Source organism: Halomonas sp. ATBC28, assembly GCF_005937175.1.
GTDB lineage: Bacteria > Pseudomonadota > Gammaproteobacteria > Pseudomonadales > Halomonadaceae > Vreelandella > Vreelandella titanicae.
In genome coordinates, this window is sequence record NZ_VCQL01000005.1 from 85,631 (window position 1) to 105,092 (window position 19,462).

A 19,462-nucleotide genomic window follows, 5' to 3' on the forward strand; every position below is an offset into this window, starting at 1 on the left:
GCGTAAACCGTAGTCAATGCGGGGAGCAGGCACCTTAATTAATCCGAACATCGTTTGCCTCTAACGGGCTTGTATTTGTTGCCTGACGCTTTCGAGGCTGGGCTGCAAGCTATATAGGCAGATACCACTCTGGTAGGCATTTAACGACCCTGGTATGGGCTGTAAATCGGTTGGCGGTTTGGTATTTCGACAGTCGTCAGCATTTTCATTCTGCGCTGCGCCTAACTCAGTCAGCGTGCCTAGATGCTGCCAGCCTGCATTGTGCTCGGTATAGACCTGTCCATGCGAGCTGTAGGACGCGTAGATAAGCCATTGGAACCCTGATCCATTGCTTACCTGCAACGCTTGGCAGGGTTCAACTTGGCTCAGACAGGCTGAGCCCTGCTCAATTAACAAGGCGAGCAGTGGCTCGGGTAGCGTGGCGTCTTCAGGGGTCACGCTAAACTGCTGGGCGACATCATCCAGGTTGTGGGTATCCACTAGTGGATCCTGGTTCCAGCGATTGGTTTGCTTTAGCGAGAGATCAATACGCCGTATCAGCTCAGGTCGCGATTGGGCAAACTCGCTGTCAGCGAGTGCTTGTAATGCCAAACTGCCCGGCTGGCCGAGGTGAAAGCGTAGATAGCGGTAGTCGAAAGCATCCGCAGTGGTGCGTCCGTCTATCAACCGCTTGACCTGATGCTGGGCCACCCAGTGGCGCATATCCGCCAGCGGCGTATTAACCACGATCAGCGCCCCGGCCACCAGCAGGGCCAAGCCAACATTGGCGCGCTGTAGATTGGGTACTGCTGCTTGCCGTTGCCAAAGCAGAATCAAACTATAGCTGAAGGTAAAGGCCGCGGTTAGCACTTGCAGCAGTGCCGCCCAGAGCCTATCCAAGCTGAGTCCATATTGGTCGATTCGTAGCCAGAGCGCCCAGGCGGCCAGCAGGCTACCTATCGGCAGCAATACGACGGCGAGCATAACGGCGCTGCGTAACCATATAGGATAGGGCAGCTTGTTATCGGTTTGATAGAAAACGGCGTTGAAGAACAGCAGCAGGGTCAACATCAGCGCCATAAGTATTTGCGCGGCTCTGCCGGTATCCCATATCGGCTGCAGGCCGGTCCAGGGCAGCACGGCAAAGAACATCAATAATATTAAAGCAACCAGCGGCAGTAGCGCCTTGATAAGCGCTTCGCACATCAGTCTTACGCTCGCGATAAAACGAAAGCGATTGCGGACCATCACCAGCCCCATGCCAATCACCAGCCAGGTGACTGGATAGAAAAAAGCGGGTGTTTGGAACAATGTTTTGAAAAAGTCTAAGCCAATGGCTGAAAAGAGCGCTGCCCACAAAGATAGCAAGCTCCAAAAAACGCCAATGAATAGGCCTAGTTGGGCGATTGTCAGGGCATGCTCCCATGAGTAATTCAGCATGGGCTGATAGGTTTTTGGCCAAGTGCCACTGGCGGCGCTGCTACGAAAGAACAGCGCAAGAATAAACAAGGCAGTTCCTACGGCCATGCAAAAGGCAAAGGTAAACGGGTGGCCTCCCCACTGCTGCGGCTCGGGCACCTGCTCAACCCAGCCAAGGTGCCAGCCCAGCCAAAACAGTAGGGGAGCCAGCAGCAGCGGTAGGAAGTTGATGCGATCACGCAGTCGCACGATGCTGATCAGATAAAACGCTGGCAAGGCGACTGCGACGGTGTAGAGCGCCTTAAGCCAGCGCTGGTCGGCGACCAGCCAGTACTCATGGTCGATAGCCAAATGCAGCACATAGAGCGCACAACCCTGTACGAAGGCGAGAAAAATCAAGCCCAGGCTAGTGGCCCGATCGAGGGTGTTTAGGCGATTATCGTCCATGACAGCTCTTCTACGGTTGAGTGGTGGCGTGGGGGCCGTAATTCTTCTAAGCAGCTAACGAGCCCTAAGTAACTAGCTGGCCCTAAGTAATTAACTAGCTCTAAGCAACTATAATAACGTGAGAAAGTGACAAAGGTTGCAAAGTGCAAAGATAGACGGAACGAAATACTGCTAATTAATTATGCTGTGCTTTAGGCACGTCGTAAAGCCGGGCCAGGGAGGAGCTTTGAATCTTCTGTTTATATGCAGCGCAAATAGACTCCGCAGTCCGACGGCTGAACGTATCTTTTCAGCTTACCCCGGTATTCAAGCAATTGGAGCTGGGACAAGTTCGAGTGCTAAAACGCCGGTTTCTTGGCGCTTAATTGAGTGGGCTGACATCGTCCTGGTGATGGAAAAGAGTCACCGGGATGAAGTCGCTAAGAAGTACGGGGAGTTACTCAAGGGGAAGAGATTAGTCTGCCTGGATATTCCCGACCACTACGAGTTAATGCAGCCTGAACTCATCACCTTGCTCAAGGAAAGGGTTCCTGAGTATGTGCGGTTGTCAGCAGTCGAAACATAGCGAGGAGCTGGTGCGCCGTAGGATTGATCATAGCGATGAAGAGTCGTTCTCCTCCCATTTCAGGTTTATATGAAATTATACTTATAAAAAACCCTGGTTTTTTAAAGCTCTGGTCAGGTAAAGTTTACTTGGACTGCCATAGACCATAACCAGGAGGGAAGCATGTATCGAGTAGTGATCGTTCTATGTATTTTTTTAGCGGGCTGCACCACAAAACTGTGGGAGCCCAAGCCAGAGAGATTGATGGCCGTTAACGGCTTCTACGTTAATAAAGAAACGAACGATTTAGTGGTCACTACGCGGCGTGAAGCTTTTTTGTTTCCCTCTCAGCAGCAACTTGGCCAGGCGCTGGTGCTTAGCCGAGAAGTTGAGTTTCTTCCCGAATTTAGCGGCTTCTCGCTCTCTAGCTCCAATGTGGTGACCGGCAGCATTAAGCTCACACTGCATGAACAGAACCCTTCAGCCGAACTTGTCAGTCAATTAACCGCATTGGGCTTTACGAAAAACCCCGTCACCGATAGCTTCCAGTTGATACGGGAGATTAGAGGCGAGCGATATACCATTGAAGGAAGTTTGCCGCTTGAAAAACTCGAAAAGGAGTATCAAGTCAGGATGAACATGCCCAGGGGGCCCATCGATACAGCCGGGCGTGTTATCGCAACGCCAGTTGCCATTACATTTGATGCGGCCGCAACGGTCGTGGCAATTCCTCTCTTCGCACTCTTTGCGGTGTCACAGGGTTTGCTTGGGCCATGAGTAAACAGAGCGTCTTAACGAGCGCACAGGGGACGTTTAAAATCTGTTGCCTATAGAGTCAGACTAATGTCTAGGCTTTTTCTGAAAAGTCGGCGTGCGCAGGCCAGGTAAGGCCACAGCCTATTAAAAAGAATCGGATTCGCGTGCGAATTTACGGGTTGTAAATGAGTACTTTGATTGGACTCGTGCACGAGCCGATTCTTAATAGAGTATGGCCAAGCGTAATAGTTAACCAGAGGTTTCCTGGTATTTATTAAAGAACGGAGGTTAAGGGTGGGGCTACTCGATAACTTTAAGAAGAAGCGTGCTATTAAAAGCTACATAGAGAAATTGCCTAACGTTTTGGTCAACGATTATGGCCGCCAGGAATATTACACACAGCTGCAGGTAAGGCGGAGTATTGAGCGTGCGGGGCTAAATAGCCAGCATCAGCACTACGCGCTGGCGATGTATACCAATCATCCAGAATTTGTCGTTTATCAGAGCGAGCTACATGAAAATTTCAGCTATGAAAAGCTGCGTGAAGAGGTCGGCGGTGCCTACTTTTCGGGTAGTACTGAGTTCAACTGTTCAAGCGTAATAGCAGCGTCAGCGAGTTTTGGAGGTGACGCGTCTAGCATCGATTGCTCTGGCGGCGGAGGAGATGGCGGCGGTCAGTGAGCCAGTAATAGCCCATGGCGAGGCTACTTGCATCTGTTTTAGCCAATATGTTAAAGCTGCCAATGCATTGTTCCAGCAAGCCGATAGCCATCTTAAAAGCTAAAGCTGTTTGAAAAGTCGTGTGTGCTGCCGCATCAAGCAGCCAGTGCTGGTCATCACAAAGCCGCCTATAAGCTCAGTCCCGTGGCCGATGAACTTGTCCAGCTTGTTTTTCATTAGGCCACTGTCCTGATGAATTATCTGCTCGTGATGCGTGAGAACATTCCTACTTTGGCTATGTAGATTGTGAAGGTTTCGCCGAGATTGTTCACGACTATCAGCGTCGTGGAGTTAATATCTTTTAGAGAATCACTGATAAACCGTGGGGCCTGCATGAGTTTGGGGTAGTAACACCCGAGGTCATAAGCTTATGTTTGATGAAGATATTGGGCCACCTAAAAACTCAAAAACACTCTCTATCTGGTTCGATTTTTACCATCGCCGCATTTCGTCAGTGTAGGAAACTACATTCCAGCAAAAGTGGTGTGACCCGTGATTCCATATGAAGCACAACAAGCGCAATCCATCGCGGAAGACGTGCTTGGCGAGTCGATTGTGGGTATTTATCTTTTTGGTTCTGCCGTTGCCGATGGCTTACAGCGTAACAGCGATGTTGATGTTCTGGTGGCAGTGAGCGACTCACCAACCTGTAAGCAGAGGGAGGCTCTGGTTGCGCAGCTGATGAAGGTCTCTGGCACGATTGGCAATGCACAAGCTACCAGGCCAGTAGAGCTGACGGTCATCACGATCTCTGATGTTGTGCCCTGGCGGTTCCCGCCGCGGGCGGAACTTATATACGGTGAGTGGTTGCGGGATGAGTTCGAGGCAGGGCACATCCCGAAACCAGCCTGTGATCCTGATCTGGCGATTGTGCTGAAAAAGGTGATCGATAACAGCCTGCCGCTATATGGGATCAACGCCGCTGAGGTGTTTGAGCCAGTGCCAATGGCTGATGTCCAAAGAGCGATTCGTGATTCCTTGCCTACGTTGCTGGCAGAGACAGCAGGTGATGAACGCAATGTGCTCTTAACCTTGTCTCGCATGTGGCTGACCGTAGCAACGGGTGATATTGCTTCAAAAGATGTGGCAGCAGAGTGGGCAAAGGAACAGCTGGCAAAGGAAGATGCGGCTTTATTGGACTACGCTAAGCAAGGCTACCTCGGAAAGGTCGTCGACCAATGGCAGGGGAAGCAGGGGGAGTTCCAGGCGCTAATTTGTTCCATGCGGCAATCCATCGAAACGTGCCTTGCCACCCCGCATTGATAGAAGCGCTGACCCTTACCGAAAGGGAGGTGACTATGGTGCTACTCAAGCACTGAGTCGGCTATTGGTATCAACCCATGAATTAGATCTTTCTGCGGAGCGAGAACAAACGGGCTTTAAAGAAGAAGGGCCAAATATGCCAACAACTAAACACCCTTTACCGCAAGTTGTCTCCCCTGAAGAGTGGGAGGCGGCACTCAACCGATTGCTCATTAAAGAAAAAGAACACACTCGGGCACGCGATGCCTTGAGCGCTGAGCGGCGCAAGCTACCCATGGTGAAAATGGAAAAGCCTTATGTCTTCCAGGGCGATGAGGGCAGCGTGTCATTCCTCGACTTGTTCGCTGGGCGACGTCAACTGATTGTTTACCATTTCATGTTTGCCCCCGATTGGAAGGCGGGGTGTGATGGGTGCTCGTGGGTGGCCGATGCCATGACGCACCCGGCGCACCTCCATGCACGTGACACCTCGCTAGTCATGGTGTCACGCGCTCCGCTAGAGAAAATCAATCAATATAAGACGCGCATGGGCTGGACGATTCCCTGGTACTCCTCTTACGGAAGCGACTTCAACGAGGATGTCGGCGCAACGACAGAGGAGGGCGAAAAGCATGGCGCGAGTGTCTTCCTCCGCGATGGAAACGACATTTATCGCACCTACTTTACCGGTGCTCGTGGCGTCGAATATTTAGGTAGCCACTGGACATACCTGGATTTGACGCCGTTTGGTCGCCAGGAAACCTGGGAGGACTCACCGGAAGGTTGGCCACAGACGAAGCCGTATGTGTGGAACCGCCGCCACGACGAGTATGGCGGCTGAAACTCATATGTGAGCTAAACAACCATTGAAGCGAGGCGTTTTTTTGCAGATCGTGCATGCGTTTCAAAGGCCGTTCTGCTTCAGTCTGATCACCTCGGTTTGCAATCTTATAAGGAACCGAAAAAGCTAAGCCTTAAAAAGCTCTTCAACCATAAAATCAATAAATACCCGTAGCTTGGGGGCCAAGTGTTTGCTGGAGGGCCATAGCATGCGAAATGTTCCTTGGTGCTCGATATGCTCATTCAGGACAGTAACCAGCTCTCCCTTACTAATAGCTTCTCTCACCATAAAGTCCGGTAGGCACGCGATGCCCAGTCCTGCACGGGCCACTGCGATTAACGCTTCAGAGGTGTTGCACACCATGGCTGTATTTAGCGTGGGAGTTGTTTCGTTGCCAACTGCCCGAAGCGGCCAAGCCTCATATTTACCGGTACTGGGAAACTTGTGCTGCAAACAAGCATGATCGACCAAGTCAGCGGGTGTTTGTGGGTGACCGTGCTGGGATAGATACTCCGGTGAGGCCACAAGCACCAGGCTATAGTTCCCAAGTGGGCGTGACATCAAACGAGAATCTGCTGGCTCTCCGGTGCGAATAACGGCATCGAACCCTTCCTCGATTACATCTACCATCCGGTCTGAAAAATCCACATCTAGCTCGATCAAAGGATAACGATGCATAAAGGAAGTCAGCACTGGCATCACAAGCTGCCCAACGAGTGGAAAACTCACCCGAAGTTTGCCCTTGGGCTCCGTATGTATCTCTGACAACTCCAGTTCTGCTGCTTCCACCTCACTTAATATACGACGGCAGCGCTCAAGAAAGAGTACTCCCTCCGCCGTCAACGTGATACTGCGAGTGCTTCGATGAAGTAAACGAACACCTAGGCGAGTTTCCAGTCGGGCTACGCTTTTTCCTACTGCTGAAGAAGACACGCCCAGGTTTCGCCCAGCTGCAGAGAAGCTACGGGTTTCAGCCGCCTGTACGAAGTACTCAATGCCGCTTAATACATCCATATTTTTCCATTAAGGAATTTTGTTCCGATATATTCGGAAAATTAGCATTATTCTCCTAATTGCTCAATATGCCTAATGTGAGTGCCTATTCTCACATGCGGCAGGTAAGCGTGCTTTAGCACCTGAACCTTCGCTTTAGACGGGGCAATAATGATGTCTACATCGGAAATGAGTAACTTAGATCGGGAGAGAAGCGAAACCGAACAATCGGATCGACTGCCCATTACGGCTTTGCTCGCACTTGCATTAGCGGGTTTCGTGACTATCTTGACCGAGGCTTTGCCAGCGGGCCTGTTGCCTCAGATCGGAGCAGGACTGGAGGTTTCAGAATCTCTTGCGGGACAACTTGTTACCCTCTATGCCATCGGCTCCTTAGTAGCCGCTATTCCATTGATGGCAGCCACGCAAGGGGTGCGGCGTAGGCCCTTATTGCTGGCCGCTATCGTGGGCTTTGCTATCGCCAATACGATCACGACGCTTTCAACGAGCTATATCTGGACGATGATGGCCCGATTTCTCGCTGGTGTAGCAGCAGGCCTATTGTGGGCTCTATTGGCAGGCTATGCCGCTCGAATGGTGCCAGAGCATTTAAAAGGGCGCGCTATTGCTATTGCGATGGTGGGAACACCATTGGCACTCTCTTTGGGTGTCCCGGCTGGCACGTTTCTAGGCACACTGATGGGGTGGCGCGCTTGCTTTGGAATAATGACGCTTATGGCGCTGATCCTGATCGTGTGGGTTCATATAAAGGTGCCTGACTTCGCGGGTCAATCCGTTGGTAAGCGGCTAACGCTTAGGCAGGTATTCACCCTTCCAGGTATTCGTCCGGTGCTATTTGTAGTACTGGCCTTCGTGCTCGCGCATAACATCCTTTACACCTATATCGCTCCTTTTTTGGCTGATGCTAATCTGGCTGAGCGAACCGATCTGGTCTTGCTGGTATTCGGTATTGCTGCGTTGGTCGGCATTTGGGTCATTGGCGTGTTGATTGATCGCTATCTTCGTGTAATGACGCTCGCCAGCACCTCCCTGTTCGGGTTAGCGGCACTGATGCTTGGTATCGCAGGTGATATGCCTGTTGCCATTTATGTAGCTGTCGGCGCCTGGGGACTCGCATTTGGGGGAGCTGCCACGCTGTTCCAAACAGCTCTCGCCAAGGCGGCTGGAGAAGCGGCAGACGTTGCGCAATCGATGCTGGTTACTGTCTGGAACTTGGCTATCGCTGGCGGTGGTATCGTCGGAGGCGTGCTTTTAGATCGCTTTGGCGCTGGCTCTTTCTCGCCCGCGCTCTTGGTGTTACTGACGGCAACTCTGTTGGCTGTCTGGGCCGCTCGAAAGCATGGTTTTCCAGTTTCGTAGCGTTAAACAGGACGACTGCTGGGTGAAAACTCTTTGATAGGCAAGATTGGTGAAAAGCACTGGTCGGCTCACATCGATGGATCCATCTCGATCTAGATGTAATTGACACTTACTGATCTTCCCGCCGCAACGCCCAGACAGGATGTTCAGCGAGCCGCTCTCCCAGAAACGCCACAAACGCCCGCACCCGAGGTGGCACCAACTGGCGCTGGGGCATCACCGCGTAGATGCTGGTTTCCGTTAACCGGTAATCCGGCAATACCACGCTCAATTGACCGCTGTGCAGGTATTCGTGGATGTGCCACACCGAGTGCTGTGCGATGCCCAAGTCGCCGAGTACCCCTTCGGTGAGCATTTCTCCCTGATTGCTGCGTATGCGGCCGCCTACCTGTACCGCCTCGCTTTGCCCTTGTTTGTCGGTGAGATGCCAGATGTCCTGTCGACGCCGATTGCTGGAAAGCACCAGGCATTGGTGATCGACCAGGTCGCTGGGGCGTTGCGGGGTGCCGTGGCGGGCCAAGTAGCCGGGAGAGGCGCACAGTATCCGCTCGTCGTCGGCCAAGCGCCGGGCCACCAGGCTGGAGTCTTCCAGCATGCCGATGCGAATGCCCAGGTCATAGCCCTCGCCGACCAGGTCGACCACCTGATCCGTCAGGCTGACATCCAGGTTCAAGCGGGGGTAGCGGTTAAGGAACTCGGGCAACAGCGGCGAAATGTACTGGCGCCCGAAGGAGTGGGGTAGGGTGACGCGCAGGGTGCCGGTGACGTTGTCGGCGCCGCTGCGTAGATCCTGGGTGAGTGCTTCCAGACCCTCCACTAGATCGCGGCCCTGTTCCGCCAGCGCCAACCCCTCGGGGGTGGGGTGAAGGCGTCGGGTTGTGCGGTGCAGTAGTCGTACATTGAGGCCCTTTTCCAACCGTTGCAGACGTTGGCTGGCCACGGCCACCGAGAGGTCAAGGCTGCGGGCGGCGGCGCTGATCGTACCCAGATCCACCACGCGCAGAAAGAGAGCGATGTCGCTTAGACGATCCATGATGGCCTCATTATCAATAAAATCTTGAAAGTCATTAAAGATCCTAAAGGTATCAAGGAGGGTGATGCAGGTCTAGCATTCGCCTCATCATTCCCTGATGGACGTTTTGATGATGACTTCAACCTCTTCGCGCCCGATCCCCTGGGCGCTCTACGCTTTGACCATTGGTGCCTTCGGCATCGGCACCACCGAGTTCGTGATCATGGGGGTGCTGGAGCAAGTGGCCGCCGATCTGGATGTGAGCATCCGCCAAGCGGGCCTGCTGATCTCCGGGTATGCCCTGGGTGTGTTCGTGGGCGCGCCGTTGCTCACCATTGCCAGTGCCCGCTGGCCTCGCAAGAAGGTGCTGGTGTTGTTGATGGTTATTTTTACCTTCGGCAACCTGGCTTGCGCGCTGGCTCCGAACTACTCGATGCTGATGGTTGCCCGGGTGGTGACCTCCCTAGCACACGGCACTTTTTTCGGCGTCGGTTCGGTGGTCGCCACTGGCTTGGTGGCGCCGGACAAACGGGCCAGTGCCATCGCCACGATGTTCACCGGCTTGACCGTGGCGACGCTGCTGGGTGTGCCCGCGGGCGCTTGGCTGGGGCACGAATATGGCTGGCGCTTCACCTTTTGGGCAATTACCGGCGTGGGGGTGCTGGCGACCCTAGTGATCGCCCTCATGGTGCCTCGCAACAGTGGCGACGGCGAGGCATTGGGTTGGCGTAAGAGTCTGGCGTCGATCGGTCGACCCACAGTGTTGCTGGGGTTGCTGATGACAGCGCTTGGCATCGCCGGGGTGTTCACCGTGTTTACCTACATCCAGCCGATGCTGACCGGCATCGCCGGTTTCTCCCAGGATGCTGTGTCGCTGATTCTGCTGGTATTCGGCGTCGGCATGATCGCCGGTAACCTGCTCGGCGGACGTCTTGCGGATCGGGGACTGGCACCGGCCCTTATAATCACATTGGCAGTGCTGGCGGCGGTGCTGGGTCTGTTTCCGTTTGCGCTCGGCTATCAGTGGACAACGGTGGTCTTCGTCGGACTGCTTGGCATGGCCGGTTTCGCTACGGTGGCGCCCTTGCAACTGTGGGTACTTAACCGGGCGGAAGGCGCGGCCAGCCTGGCGTCCAGCTTCAATATCGGTGCGTTCAATCTGGGCAATGCCATTGGTGCGGGCTTGGGCGGTGTGGTGATCGAGCGCAGCGGCAGCTTTACCGCCGTGCCTGGCGCCGCCGCACTGGTTGCTCTTACCGGACTGGCGGTGGCCGTTTGGGCAATCAAACGTGAGCATGGCGAGTCCCTTCGGCCCGCCTCGGCAATTTCCTGCGAACAGGAGTGAGTGTGATGGAATATCGTTATCTAGGGCGATCTGGTTTCAAGGTGCCTGCATTGGGTTTCGGGGCCGGCACCTTTGGTGGCAAGGGGCCGCTGTTCAGTGCCTGGGGCAATACCGATGTTGAGCAAGCGAAGCGGTTGATCGATATATGTCTGGACGCTGGGGTCAATCTGTTCGACTCCGCTGATGTTTATTCCGACGGTAAATCGGAAGCGATCCTTGGTGCGGCGATCAAAGGCCGTCGTGACCGGGTGATCGTGTCCACTAAGCTGTCATTACGCAGCGGGGAGGACGCCAATGACGTGGGCAGTTCTCGACACCACTTGATCCGCGCCACCGAGCGCGCACTAAAAAGGCTGGGAACCGATTATATCGATGTGCTGCAACTGCATCACTTCGATGCCATGACCCCGGTGGAGGAGGTGATGTCCACACTGGATGATCTAGTGCGGGCTGGTAAGGTTCGCTACTTAGGGGCGTCCAACTTCTCTGGTTGGCAGTTGATGAAGTCCCAGAGCGTTGCTGAGCGTTATGGCTATGCGCGCTTCGTGGCGAACCAGACGTATTACTCCCTGGTGGGCAGAGATTACGAGTGGGAGCTGATGCCGTTGGGGCAGGATCAAGGTCTGGGTGCTCTGGTGTGGAGCCCTCTGGGCTGGGGCCGCCTGACCGGTAAGATTCGTCGCGGCCAACCACTGCCCGCCGGGAGCCGTCTTCACGAGACCGAAGGATTCGCGCCACCTGTGCCGGATGAAAGACTGTACCGGGTATTGGACGTGCTATTCGAGATAGCTGACGAAGTCGGCAAGAGCGTGCCCCAGGTAGCGATTAACTGGTTGCTGCGCCGTCCGACGGTGTCATCGGTTTTGCTGGGTGCCCGGGACGAAACCCAGTTACGGCAGAATCTTGGTGCGGTTGGCTGGCGCCTTGATGAGTCTCAGGTTGCACGATTAGACGTGGCGAGCGCGGTAACTCCACCTTACCCCTATTATCCCTATTGGAACGGCCAGTTCGCTGAGCGTAATCCACCACTGGTATGACTGAAATAAACTGAAAAAGCCGGGCCCACGACAGGCACGGCGACTGAGGGGGGACCACCTCGGGTGAACGTTGCACTATTTATTACAACCAGTTACAACCGGTGGACGGTTAACGCTAGGTTGGGGGCTAAGGGCAACCGTGGCAGCAACGTGGACTGGTAGGCATGGTAGAGATCGGGTTTGACGTCGCCTTCGGCGGGGTCGATCTGCAACTCACCGCTGAGCTCCTGGTACCAGCCGCCCCGTTTACGATCGATAAAGAGGGTGTCGATCGCATCCCAGAGTTGCCGATACCAGTGCTCGTAGTGGGCCTCGCCGGTGCGCTGTAGGAACGCGGCCGCCGCGCCCGCCGCCTTGGCGTGGGTCCAGTGGCGTCGCCGCAGGGAGTGCGGGTTACCCTCCCAATCGACGGTATATACCAGCCCCGGGGCGCCGTCGGTATTCCAGCCGTCGCGCAGGCTGGCGTCAAATAGCGCCGCAGCGTCGGTGAACAGCCAGGCAGGAACCGTTCGGCCGCGGGATTGCAGCGATGCTTCCAGGTGCAGCATCAAACGCGACCACTCAAAGCCGTGCCCCGGCGTAGCGCCATAGGGGTAGAAGCCGTCGTCAGGGCGGTCGGCGTTGTGTTCCGGCCACTCCGACCAGTCGCCGTGAAAATGCTCGAGGATGCGGTATTCCCGGGGAGTCGCGTGGCGGTGAATCAGTCGTTCGACGATGGCCAGCGCCCGATCAAGCCACAGCGGTTCGTCGCGCACATCGGCTAGCGCCAAGCACAGCTCTACGCCGTGCATGTTGCTGTTACCGCCGCGGTAGTCGCTCAGTTCGCTCCAGTCCTGACTGAAACTCTCGACGAAAGCTTGCTCATCCATCGACCAGAAGCGGGTGTCGATCACCCCAATGGCCTCTTCGAGCAGAGCAGCCGCGCCGGGAATATCGGCGTGGGTCGCAGTGGCGGCACCGAGGGCGACGAAGTGATGGATATAGCACTGCTTGGTGCGGTCGTCGCTGGTGGCGGGGTCGGCGCCGAACCAGCCGCCGTGTTGCTCGTCGTGCAGCTTACCTTCCAACGCGCGAATAGCATGCTCGGCCAGCGCGGCAGCGCCCGGCACGCCCTGTAGCGCTGCTAAGGCACAACTATGCGCCATGCGCGCGGTAAGCATGGTGTCGGCCACGGCGTCGTCGGGTATGCGCCCGTCACCATCGAGCGGTGCGAAGCCGCCGGAGTCCAGTCGCGCCTGGCGGTGGAACTCAAACAGCGCGAGCCCTTCGCGGGTCAGCCAGAAGGGTGGGTGGCGCTATCGAGCCAGCGCCGGGGCTTTTGATCGGTGTCATGGGGCTTTGTGCCGTGGTTCATTGCATCCATATCCTTATGTGATCAAGAGGGCGCTCGCCTCAGCCATTGACGATGGTGCCACCGTTGGGGTGGATCGTTTGGCCGCTGACGAAGGCGGCCTTGCTACCGGGCAGTGTCTGCGACTGGGCGTGGATCCTGAGCTTGCTAACAATATTCACCTCCGTGTGATGCGTGAAGGCACGGCAACAGGCTGCGCCTGCATCCAACGTAGACCTTGATCTATATCATCACAAGGTCGATGATCTCTTGAAGGCTATGCGCGTTGCGTCGCTCAGGTGTGCGGATCGAAAGTAACCGTTCGCTTTGAGACTGATTAGTTCCAAAACCTAACAAGCCTGTTGAGCGACATTAGTCGCCCAAGTCCTAATTATTATTTACTGGATATGTTTCATGGCGAAGAAAGTAGTTATGTTTGAATACGAGAAAGAAACCAAAAACAGCGTTCGCTATAAAGAAGTGCCTGATGAAGGAACGGCGCCTATCGTGGGCACTCTGTATGTTCAGAAATGGTTTGCTGGCGATAGCAAATCGATTGAGGTAACGATAGACAAAAAAGACTAGCTGGCTGGCCATTTTTCAGTATAGTTAATGATCTTAACTATTTGAAAAATTAGTTATTTTTCTCCAGCCCTAAATAATGCTCTATGCCTGTTATCTGATCTTCCGCGTGGTGGTTGACGTAGAGCACGGTGGTTTCTGAGCCTTGGCAGATTTTCTCGATCAGGGCGAGGACGAGTTGGCGGTTTATGTCGTCCAGGCCAAGGCAAGGTTCGTCTAGAATCAACAGGGGCGGATGTTTGACCATGGCGCGGGCAATGAGTAGCAGGCGCTGGTCGCCGTAAGAGAGTTTGTTAAACGGCTGGTCGGCGCGGTCTTGCATGCCCAGTAGTTCGAGCCATTGGTCGGCAATTTTTTTCTGGCTGTCAGTGGGCTTGGTGTACATACCGATGCTGTCGTAGAAACCGGAAATAATCACGTTTTTGCAGCTGGTGCTAACCCGGTATTCCCACTGCAGGTTAGTGGATACATAGCCGATAAACTGTTTAATCTGCCAGATGCTTTCGCCGTTACCGCGCTGGAAACCAAACACGAAAATATCGTTGGTATAGCACTGCGGATGATCGCCGGTGATCAACGATAAAACGCAGGTTTTGCCGCTACCGTTAGGCCCACTCAGTTGCCAATGCTGGCCCCGTTCTATCGTCCAATCGAGCTTATCGACAATCACGGTGTCGCCGTATTGGATGGTCGCTTGCGTTAGTTTTACTAATGGCTGGCTCGGGTCGAGAGCGGGTAGCTTATTGGTGGGGTCGGCCTCTGGCACGCTTAGGTCGGTGGTTTTCAAATGCAGTAATTGGTAGAGCTCATTAAAGGCGGCGTCGTCCAGACGATCTACCGTGAGCTTCAAGCGGCCTTTGTCGCTACTCTGTTTATCCCCTCTCTTTTTATTCCCACTATTGTTATCCGAACGGTCTTTATCCCCACGTTCTTTATCTAAGTAGGCCACATGGGTGATGAAGTCGGGCATTTCATCAAAGCGATTCAGCACCATGACCATGGGAACGGTGTCGATGATAGACGCTAGATGTGCTTGAAGCATGGCGAGGGTATCGACATCCAGGCCATCGAAGGGCTCGTCTAAAATAAGTAAATCAGGCTTATTGGCCAAAGCGCGAATCAACATGACTTTACGGGTTTCGCCGGTGGAAAGTTTGCGAAACGCGCGCTCGAGCAGTTTCCCTAGGCCAAACTTTTCGACCAAGGATTGGGCAAGTTCAGTGTCTTTGCAATGGTCGAAAATCATTTCACTGACGGGAGTGCCGAGTGAAATGACGTCCATAATGTCGGCGTCGTCTTTTTTCAACTCTTGGGCGATGAGCTCTGCCTGTGCTTCAAAAGAGACGATTTCCACGTTGTTGGGAAGGCCTTGAATGCTTCCGCTCTGGATGTCACCAATGCCCGCGAGCGCAGCCGCAAGGGCGGATTTACCTGCGCCATTGGGGCCAGTGATAACCCAATGCTGTTCTGGCGTAATGGTCCAATCAATCTCGCTTAGTGTGAAACGATCATCAAAGCTAACCGTCGCTTTTGATAGGCGTATATTGTCTAGGCGGGTTAACGAATCCATTACTCTCTTCCTTACGCTGTTCGAGGTACCAAAAAAGCCGAGCATATCGTGATGATATCTCGGCTTTTTTTGGCGGCTTAAACGTCTATCGGTTAATCAGGCGATTAAACGATTTTTTTCATGTCAGCCATGTAGCCGCGAAGAACCGAGCCAACGGCTTCTACGGGGTGTGAACGAAGGGCGGTGTTAACTTCGATCAGGCGTGCGTTATCAACGCCGTTGTCGTCTAGCGAAAGCCCTTTACCGATCACGTCGGATTTGATGCCTTTCATAAAGTCTGCCAACAGCGGCACACAGGCGTGGTTGTAGAGGTAGCAACCGTATTCCGCCGTATCAGAGATAGTCGCGTTCATTTCGTACAATTTCTTACGCGCGATGGTGTTCGCGATGAGCGGCGTTTCGTGTAGCGACTCGTAGTAAGCCGATTCAGCGATGATGCCCGCCGCTGTCATGGTTTCGAAAGCAAGTTCAACACCGGCTTTCACCATAGCGACCATCAAAATGCCGTTGTCGAAGAACTCTTGCTCAGAGATTTCTACATCGCCAGCGGGTGTTTTCTCGAAGTTCGTCTCAGCCGTTTCTGCACGCCATTTTAGAAGGTTCGCATCATCGTTCGCCCAGTCTTCCATCATCGTTTTAGAAAAGTGACCACTCATGATGTCGTCTTGGTGCTTGTTGTACAGCGGACGCATGATGTCTTTTAACTCTTCAGAAAGATCGAACGCTTTGATCTTCGCTGGGTTAGAAAGACGATCCAGCATGTTCGTCACACCGCCGTACTTCAGCGCTTCGGTGACTGTTTCCCAGCCGTATTGAATCAAACGTGAGGCGTAGCCCGGGTCGATACCTTCTTCGACCATCTTGTCGAAGCAAAGCAGGGAGCCCGTTTGCAGCATGCCGCAAAGGATCGTTTGCTCGCCCATCAGGTCGGATTTCACTTCCGCGATGAAAGAGGACATCAGCACGCCCGCTTTATGGCCGCCAGTACCTACTGCGTAAGCTTTGGCGAGCGCAAGGCCTTCGCCTTTGGGGTCATTGTCTTCGTGAACAGCGATCAAGGTGGGAACACCGAAACCACGCACGTATTCAGCGCGAACTTCAGAGCCAGGGCACTTCGGTGCCACCATGATGACGGTTAAGTCGTCGCGAATTTTCATGCCTTCTTCTACGATGTTGAAACCGTGAGAGTAAGACAGGCAGGCGCCTTCCTTCATCAGCGGCATCACTGTGTTCACTACTGAAGTGTGCTGCTTATCAGGGGTGAGGTTCAAAACAACGTCTGCGGTGGGGATCAACTCTTCGTAAGTTCCTACCACAAAACCGTTTTCAGTGGCGTTTTTCCAGGACTGGCGCTTTTGCTCAATGGCTTCAGGACGCAGTGCATAAGAAACATCTAGGCCGCTGTCACGTAGGTTCAAACCTTGGTTAAGGCCTTGTGCGCCACAGCCGATAACCACCATTTTTTTGCCTTTTAGCGCTTCGACGCCATCAGCAAACTCAGCGGTGTGCATGAAGCGGCATTGCGCTAGCTGAGCCAATTGCTCGCGTAGCGGTAACGTATTGAAATAGTTAGCCATCGTTAGCATCCTAATTTTATGATCAATGTGTCGGTGTAAGGTACACCGATATTAAAAAGGTGACACCGTCGCTAGGGGGAAACGCTAGCGCCATGTCGGTAAGAGCATGTGATGAGAGGTAATGTATAGAAGAGTGACTCTTTCTTAAATTGATATATTTGCAATAACACGTCCCATTTTTCGCAACTGTCGGTTAGTATTCGGACATCGCCACAAGCGCAGTCGCGGAGCGTCGGTCTTATTATGAATATTAAACTTTTAAAACAATTCCTTGCCCTGGCAGAAACGCTGCATTTTGGACGCGCCAGCGATGAGTGTCATATCAGCATTTCTGCGCTGTCGCGCAACATTCGTCATTTAGAAGACGAGCTGGGTGTACCGCTGTTTAATCGCGACAATCGGACTGTGGCATTGACCCAGGAAGGCCAGAAATTTCTTAAATACGCGCGCGATACCAGCAGCCAGTGGAACTTGATCCGCCATGAGTTAACTGACAACTCTGATCAATTAAGCGGTGAAATCAGCTTGTACGGTTCAGTCACCGCGAGCTACAGTTTTCTGTACGAGCTGCTGCGCCGCTTTCGTATCGCCTATCCTGCGATTGAAATAAAGCTGCGCACAGGGGATCCAGAACACGCGATTGCGCATGTGCTGGACGGTAAAGAAGACCTCAGCATCGCGGCACGCCCCGCAAACTTACCTCGCGGGTTAGCATTCAAGCCCATTGCCACGTCGCCTTTGTTATTTATCGCACCACTTGAGCAGCAAGTGCCAAATATTCCCACGACCTCGCCAACCGCACCCGGAGAGTGGGCGAATATCCCGATGATTTTATCTGAAAGCGGTGTCTCAAGAACTCGTGTGGACGAATGGTTTCGCCAACGCGATATTGCCCCGCGCATTTATGCACAGGTCACGGGCAATGAGGCGATTGTAAGTATGGTGAGCTTGGGCTTCGGCATTGGCGTAGTGCCAAAAATTGTGCTCGATAACAGCCCATTGAAGGATCGTATTCGGGTGCTTGATGTGAAGCCTGAGCTGGAACCCTACGATATTGGCTTGTTTACGTTAAAGAAAAACTTAAAAAACCCGCTGGTCGATGCATTTTGGAGCTTGATGTAGGCCTGTAAGCCTGGATTCATAGAATAACCCCTATAAATCGATTCACTATAGGCTTGAAGATGGCCGAGCGGTTGAGGTGCAATTTATAGAAACACAGCATAGCGTTTAGCTCATAGAAACGTTTGAAGTTGAAGATGAATATTCAGCGGATCTGCAAAAGCAGGGTTGGCTCGGTATTCTTAACAATGTTAAGAAGCACGTTGAGAGCAAAAGCAATTAACAATGGGGCTCGCCCTTGAGCGGCTGCTCCAAACAGAATGGCCCGGATATTATGGCGTAGCTAGCCCCGGTAATGCGCGCCGAGATCTTATGGCGTATTCAAACCGCAATCAATTGCCTGTCGGCCTCGTGGCATTTGTCGGCTCGGAACCTTGCGGTGTTGTAGCGCTTAAGTCAGAGTCCATCACAACACACAGACCTCTTTCGCCGTGGGTGAGTGGGGGGATGGTCGCACCGCAGTACCGGCGCCACGGTATTGGTGCCTGTATGGCCTCTGCCCTTGAGAAGGTAGCCCGCAACCTCGGTTTCAAGGCTATCAATATCGATCCCCGGCGTCATCCTGCCCAACGCCGCTTCGGCCCTCTTCACTTTTCCGCGAGATTACAGACGATGGTCTCCGGCAAAGTCGTCTGCCAGGTGGCGCATTACCAGCTTGATGCGTTCCACCTGGCGCAGATCCGGGTGAGTTAGCAGCCACAGGTTCGATGTCTTGCCTGGCGGTAAAGCGAACAGGGCTTCCAGTTCTGGTCTCTGCTGATCGTTCGGCAACAGGGCCAGGCCGTGGCCACTCTGGGCTAGTGAAGACATAGCCACCAGGTCGTCGCTGCGCGCCGACACACACTGCGCCAAATTGCGTTCCACCCAGACGAAAGCTGGTAAGTGCTGCATACCACCGCTGGCACCGATTAGACGATGATGCTGTAAAGCGTCCAAGTCGTCCGGAAAGCCGTATTTTTCCCTGTAGGCCGCACTGCCGTAAACACTCCAACCTATAGACCGCACTTGTCGGCCAACTAGATGCTCTGGCGGAGCATCGGTAACGCGAACTGCAATGTCCGCTTGCCGACTGTTCATATTGACCTCGAGATTACTGACCAACAATTCGACCTTGATATCCGGATAGCTCCGATTGAAGTCGGCTAGATAATCCGGCAGGTACCTGTACGCGAGATTGTTGGGCGCGGTGATCCGTACTTTACCTTTCGGCTGCACGTCGCGACCCGCAATGTGACGCTCCATATCGTTGAAGGCGCCATCGACGCGATTGGCGATATCTCTCAGCTCCTCCCCCAGAGGTGTCAGCGCATAGCCGCCGGACTGGCGTTCGAACAGACGGGAGCCCAGATCCTTCTCGAGGGCGTTCAACCGGCGAAACACGGTCGAATGGTTCACACCCAGCGCCCGAGCCGCGCCAGCCAGAGACCCCGCCTGTTCGATGGCGAGAAATATCTTCAGTGCATTCCAGTCCATCAGGGTTTTCCCAGTGTTTGCAAAAATGCAATTTTAACTTGCTGGTATCGTGAATTCCATTCGCCAGATGCAAGAGCGATATTGAACCCGAAACCA

Annotated in this window: 18 protein-coding genes; 11 read left to right on the forward strand and 7 right to left on the reverse strand. The window is 53.8% G+C overall.

What is annotated here, in order from left to right; all coding sequences use genetic code 11:
* Window positions 1-60: 60 nt before the first annotated feature.
* Window positions 61-1,845: a DUF4153 domain-containing protein gene (locus E0L35_RS06925; RefSeq protein ID WP_138799929.1), complete on the reverse strand. Its 1,785-nt coding sequence runs from the start codon at window positions 1,843-1,845 to the stop codon at window positions 61-63.
* A gap of 226 nt (window positions 1,846-2,071) precedes the next feature.
* On the opposite strand from E0L35_RS06925, the gene E0L35_RS06930 reads away from it, so the two are divergent.
* The 5 genes from E0L35_RS06930 to E0L35_RS06950 all read left to right on the forward strand — a co-directional run bounded on the left by E0L35_RS06930 (window position 2,072) and on the right by E0L35_RS06950 (window position 5,948).
* Complete coding sequence (locus tag E0L35_RS06930; protein WP_138799930.1) at window positions 2,072-2,410, forward strand: phosphotyrosine protein phosphatase; 339 nt, start codon at window positions 2,072-2,074, stop codon at window positions 2,408-2,410.
* Between the two features lie 162 nt (window positions 2,411-2,572).
* Window positions 2,573-3,166, forward strand: a complete 594-nt coding sequence (locus tag E0L35_RS06935; protein WP_138799931.1) for a hypothetical protein — start codon at window positions 2,573-2,575, stop codon at window positions 3,164-3,166.
* A gap of 273 nt (window positions 3,167-3,439) precedes the next feature.
* Complete coding sequence (locus E0L35_RS06940; RefSeq protein ID WP_138799932.1) at window positions 3,440-3,826, forward strand: DUF6559 family protein; 387 nt, start codon at window positions 3,440-3,442, stop codon at window positions 3,824-3,826.
* 531 nt (window positions 3,827-4,357) lie between these two features.
* Entirely contained in the window at window positions 4,358-5,128 is a 771-nt protein-coding gene (locus E0L35_RS06945; RefSeq protein WP_027959835.1) for an aminoglycoside nucleotidyltransferase ANT9, read from the forward strand.
* Between the two features lie 136 nt (window positions 5,129-5,264).
* Complete coding sequence (locus E0L35_RS06950) at window positions 5,265-5,948, forward strand: DUF899 domain-containing protein (RefSeq protein WP_138799933.1); 684 nt, start codon at window positions 5,265-5,267, stop codon at window positions 5,946-5,948.
* Window positions 5,949-6,074: 126 nt separating this feature from the next.
* Here the strand turns inward: E0L35_RS06950 and E0L35_RS06955 are convergent, their stop codons facing one another.
* Entirely contained in the window at window positions 6,075-6,962 is an 888-nt protein-coding gene (locus E0L35_RS06955; protein WP_138799934.1) for a LysR family transcriptional regulator, read from the reverse strand.
* A 150-nt stretch (window positions 6,963-7,112) separates the two neighbouring features.
* Here E0L35_RS06955 and E0L35_RS06960 point away from each other — a divergent pair, with 150 nt between their 5' ends.
* Complete coding sequence (locus E0L35_RS06960; protein WP_249362099.1) at window positions 7,113-8,321, forward strand: MFS transporter; 1,209 nt, start codon at window positions 7,113-7,115, stop codon at window positions 8,319-8,321.
* Between the two features lie 109 nt (window positions 8,322-8,430).
* Here E0L35_RS06960 and E0L35_RS06965 read toward each other — a convergent pair whose 3' ends face one another.
* A complete protein-coding gene (locus tag E0L35_RS06965) occupies window positions 8,431-9,354 on the reverse strand; it encodes a LysR family transcriptional regulator (RefSeq protein WP_138799935.1) in 924 nt (307 codons plus the stop codon).
* A gap of 109 nt (window positions 9,355-9,463) precedes the next feature.
* Between E0L35_RS06965 and E0L35_RS06970 the strand changes: the two genes are divergently transcribed.
* Window positions 9,464-10,678, forward strand: a complete 1,215-nt coding sequence (locus tag E0L35_RS06970) for an MFS transporter (protein WP_249362100.1) — start codon at window positions 9,464-9,466, stop codon at window positions 10,676-10,678.
* 5 nt (window positions 10,679-10,683) lie between these two features.
* The gene (locus E0L35_RS06975; RefSeq protein ID WP_138799937.1) at window positions 10,684-11,715 is read left to right on the forward strand and encodes an aldo/keto reductase; all 1,032 of its coding nucleotides are present in this window, start codon (window positions 10,684-10,686) and stop codon (window positions 11,713-11,715) included.
* A gap of 92 nt (window positions 11,716-11,807) precedes the next feature.
* Here E0L35_RS06975 and E0L35_RS06980 read toward each other — a convergent pair whose 3' ends face one another.
* Complete coding sequence (locus E0L35_RS06980) at window positions 11,808-12,875, reverse strand: AGE family epimerase/isomerase (RefSeq protein ID WP_231500701.1); 1,068 nt, start codon at window positions 12,873-12,875, stop codon at window positions 11,808-11,810.
* Here E0L35_RS06980 and E0L35_RS26585 point away from each other — a divergent pair.
* Together E0L35_RS26585 and E0L35_RS26240 are read left to right on the forward strand one after the other, a co-directional pair.
* Complete coding sequence (locus E0L35_RS26585; protein WP_236614955.1) at window positions 12,859-13,287, forward strand: hypothetical protein; 429 nt, start codon at window positions 12,859-12,861, stop codon at window positions 13,285-13,287. The genes E0L35_RS06980 and E0L35_RS26585 overlap by 17 nt on opposite strands.
* 172 nt (window positions 13,288-13,459) lie before the next feature.
* Entirely contained in the window at window positions 13,460-13,630 is a 171-nt protein-coding gene (locus E0L35_RS26240) for a hypothetical protein (protein ID WP_022520572.1), read from the forward strand.
* 49 nt (window positions 13,631-13,679) lie between these two features.
* On the opposite strand, the gene E0L35_RS06990 is transcribed toward E0L35_RS26240, so the two are convergent.
* Together E0L35_RS06990 and ilvC are read right to left on the reverse strand one after the other, a co-directional pair.
* Window positions 13,680-15,197, reverse strand: a complete 1,518-nt coding sequence (locus tag E0L35_RS06990; RefSeq protein ID WP_138799939.1) for an ATP-binding cassette domain-containing protein — start codon at window positions 15,195-15,197, stop codon at window positions 13,680-13,682.
* A 104-nt stretch (window positions 15,198-15,301) separates the two neighbouring features.
* Entirely contained in the window at window positions 15,302-16,774 is a 1,473-nt protein-coding gene (gene ilvC, locus E0L35_RS06995) for a ketol-acid reductoisomerase (protein ID WP_027959828.1), read from the reverse strand.
* Window positions 16,775-17,017: 243 nt separating this feature from the next.
* Between ilvC and ilvY the strand changes: the two genes are divergently transcribed.
* Window positions 17,018-17,896 (forward strand): HTH-type transcriptional activator IlvY, encoded by an 879-nt coding sequence (ilvY, locus tag E0L35_RS07000; RefSeq protein WP_009287237.1) that lies wholly within the window; start codon window positions 17,018-17,020, stop codon window positions 17,894-17,896.
* A gap of 600 nt (window positions 17,897-18,496) precedes the next feature.
* Here the strand turns inward: ilvY and E0L35_RS07010 are convergent.
* Window positions 18,497-19,366, reverse strand: coding sequence for a LysR family transcriptional regulator (locus tag E0L35_RS07010; RefSeq protein ID WP_138799941.1), 870 nt, complete (start codon window positions 19,364-19,366; stop codon window positions 18,497-18,499).
* Between the last annotated feature and the right edge of the window lie 96 nt (window positions 19,367-19,462).

Coding starts and splice junctions, on each gene's coding strand:
- E0L35_RS06975 (WP_138799937.1), top strand. CDS start 10,684: ATGGAATATCGTTATCTAGGGCGATCTGGTTTCAAGGTGCCTGCATTG.
- ilvY (WP_009287237.1), top strand. CDS start 17,018: ATGAATATTAAACTTTTAAAACAATTCCTTGCCCTGGCAGAAACGCTG.
- E0L35_RS26585 (WP_236614955.1), top strand. CDS start 12,859: ATGCGCGCGGTAAGCATGGTGTCGGCCACGGCGTCGTCGGGTATGCGC.
- E0L35_RS06950 (WP_138799933.1), top strand. CDS start 5,265: ATGCCAACAACTAAACACCCTTTACCGCAAGTTGTCTCCCCTGAAGAG.
- E0L35_RS06960 (WP_249362099.1), top strand. CDS start 7,113: ATGATGTCTACATCGGAAATGAGTAACTTAGATCGGGAGAGAAGCGAA.
- E0L35_RS06965 (WP_138799935.1), bottom strand. CDS start 9,354: ATGGATCGTCTAAGCGACATCGCTCTCTTTCTGCGCGTGGTGGATCTG.
- ilvC (WP_027959828.1), bottom strand. CDS start 16,774: ATGGCTAACTATTTCAATACGTTACCGCTACGCGAGCAATTGGCTCAG.
- E0L35_RS06980 (WP_231500701.1), bottom strand. CDS start 12,875: ATGCTTACCGCGCGCATGGCGCATAGTTGTGCCTTAGCAGCGCTACAG.
- E0L35_RS06990 (WP_138799939.1), bottom strand. CDS start 15,197: ATGGATTCGTTAACCCGCCTAGACAATATACGCCTATCAAAAGCGACG.
- E0L35_RS06935 (WP_138799931.1), top strand. CDS start 2,573: ATGTATCGAGTAGTGATCGTTCTATGTATTTTTTTAGCGGGCTGCACC.
- E0L35_RS06955 (WP_138799934.1), bottom strand. CDS start 6,962: ATGGATGTATTAAGCGGCATTGAGTACTTCGTACAGGCGGCTGAAACC.
- E0L35_RS06925 (WP_138799929.1), bottom strand. CDS start 1,845: ATGGACGATAATCGCCTAAACACCCTCGATCGGGCCACTAGCCTGGGC.
- E0L35_RS07010 (WP_138799941.1), bottom strand. CDS start 19,366: ATGGACTGGAATGCACTGAAGATATTTCTCGCCATCGAACAGGCGGGG.
- E0L35_RS26240 (WP_022520572.1), top strand. CDS start 13,460: ATGGCGAAGAAAGTAGTTATGTTTGAATACGAGAAAGAAACCAAAAAC.
- E0L35_RS06970 (WP_249362100.1), top strand. CDS start 9,464: ATGATGACTTCAACCTCTTCGCGCCCGATCCCCTGGGCGCTCTACGCT.